Source organism: Paenibacillus radicibacter, from assembly GCF_024721995.1.
In the GTDB taxonomy this organism is placed as follows: domain Bacteria; phylum Bacillota; class Bacilli; order Paenibacillales; family NBRC-103111; genus Paenibacillus_AM; species Paenibacillus_AM radicibacter.
The window spans coordinates 1-2,024 of sequence record NZ_JANQBC010000035.1 but is presented as its reverse complement, the minus strand read 5'-3'; the positions used below and the strand labels follow the sequence as shown (position 1 = coordinate 2,024).

The following is a 2,024-nucleotide window of genomic DNA, read 5'->3' as shown; positions in this document are numbered from 1 at the left end:
ATCCATACAGTTTGAATAAACAAGGACAGGACGTTGGCGAGAAATACAGAACAGGAGTATATAGTGAAAAGCCTGAACACTTAAAAGAGGCGAAGGCGTTTCTTAGTGAGAGAAATGATTATGAACTTATAGTTGTTGAAGTATTACCTCTCATAAACTATGTGAGAAGTGCAGAAGAACATCAAGATAGATTAGCTAAATGTCCAAATGATTATTGTCATATTCCAGAAGAAATATTAAGCAGGTATAAGTAAGGGAGAATATTAAACTCCCTCGATATGAATTATTTTTCTCACTCAAACTCATGAATTCGCAGGATTTCACCTTTAGCTAGGTGTCAGATAAGAAGGTGACAGAGGAGCCGGTAGTCCAAAGCGACTTAAAGGGCATGCAGGAATAAAGGTGAGAAGTCTATCACCTAGTTTGTTCCATATCCTGCACGTCTCCACGTCGCCCTAGTGATTTTCACTCCCATGTCGGGGCGGGTCTAAGCCCTTTCATTCCTTCGTCACATCTATCCAAGGGGTGGAGGTCGGTTTTTCTAACGGAACGGGTCCGAGCCCTTTTGTTTAATAGATCCCGATACTCCGTGCTTCTTGTCCATCCTGCGAATACATCAGCTGGTGAAATAACGCTCTTAAGCTGCTTGTGGAAATACTTTGGCTGGATTGTAAGCTTCATGGCTCTTTGCAAGCCCGACAAGCATTCGAGCCACCTTTCCGCATAGTTTCATTATGGATTTCATTTTCTTCAGCTTTTTAACGTCGACATTTTGGTGATGCAGGGCTTTTACATCTGGATTAGTCATGACCATACACATCGTCATGAGATAGAGGAAACGTCGGAGACGAGGGCGGCCTCGCTTACTAATCACCATTTTTCCGCGCCATTTCCCGGAACTAGCTTCAGATAGGTTTAGACCCGCATGACGAAGCAAGGCATTTCCGTGTGTATAACCACTTAAATCACCGGCTTCTCCTAGCACACCAGCTAAGCTCGTTGCATTTACACCGCGAATGGCAAGCAACTTCTGAGCATATGGAATACGCTCAAGGATGTGATGCAGCTCGTGTTCAATCTGCTCAAGTTGGCGATGCGCTAAGTCATATTCTTCGAGTAATTGACTCAAGTGCAGCTTGTAGGCGAACAATGCCTTCGTTGTATCCACACTGCGTTTAGCTAGTGCAATGAGCTCCTCGGCCCGCCACAATCCCGCATGACGCTTCACATATTGCTTCCAGCCTGCAATGACTTGCTCCGTCGTTAATTGGCTAATTTCCTTTGGGAGAGGAAACAGCCTTAATGTGGCAATGGCGCTAGTGCAGGTAAGAATCTTAAAGACTTGGCGAAGCTCCGGGAAAACAATATCTACCCAGCGATGAATCTGGTTAACGGCGCTGTTAAGCCGTTTGGTAACCGTGTCCCGATTGGCCATGAGAATCCGCAGTTCCTCGTAGGCTTCAGGGTTGAATCGAACAAGGGAATAGTAGCCGTTTTTGACCATGTCGGCGATTACGAGCGCATCTTTACGGTCGCTTTTGGATGGGGTATTGTCGCGGTTTTCCTTGTTCTTTTTAACGAGGTGAGGATTCACTAGAACAGCCTCAATGCCTTGGCCTGAAAGCCAGTGAGCCAAGCTCAGCCAGTAGTGGCCGGTAGGTTCCATACCCACGATGACTTTGCTCAGCTTGAAAGACTTGAGCAGATCCTGAATCCAACGACCGAACAGTTGAAAGCCCTCATGGTGACTACCAAACTCTAGCGGTGATCCCAAAGCAATGCCCCGAAAGCTGACCGCACGAGCGACGTGAGCCTCTTGGGCAATATCTACACCAACAACTAGATGCAAAGAAGAAATATTTTCGATGAGTTGATTTTGTTTGTCCTGCGATTTAAACTTCATAGTAGAGCGACCTCCTGGATGATGGGTTTTTGGGACAATGATCCCGTGCATAACCCCATCGTACCGAGGCGCTCGTTTTTTTTCAAAGCTCAGAATTAATCGTATTACAGGAATCTAACGG

At 45.9% G+C, this 2,024-nt stretch carries 2 protein-coding genes; one reads left to right on the top strand and one right to left on the bottom strand.

Going from position 1 to position 2,024, the window contains the following annotated elements; all coding sequences use genetic code 11:
- A partial coding sequence (locus NV379_RS25960) for a peptide-methionine (S)-S-oxide reductase (protein ID WP_258210200.1) occupies window positions 1-254 on the top strand: 254 nt, incomplete at its 5' end.
- Window positions 255-637: 383 nt separating this feature from the next.
- Here NV379_RS25960 and NV379_RS25955 read toward each other — a convergent pair.
- Window positions 638-1,903, bottom strand: a complete 1,266-nt coding sequence (locus NV379_RS25955) for an IS110 family RNA-guided transposase (RefSeq protein ID WP_258210199.1) — start codon at window positions 1,901-1,903, stop codon at window positions 638-640.
- Window positions 1,904-2,024 lie beyond the last annotated feature (121 nt).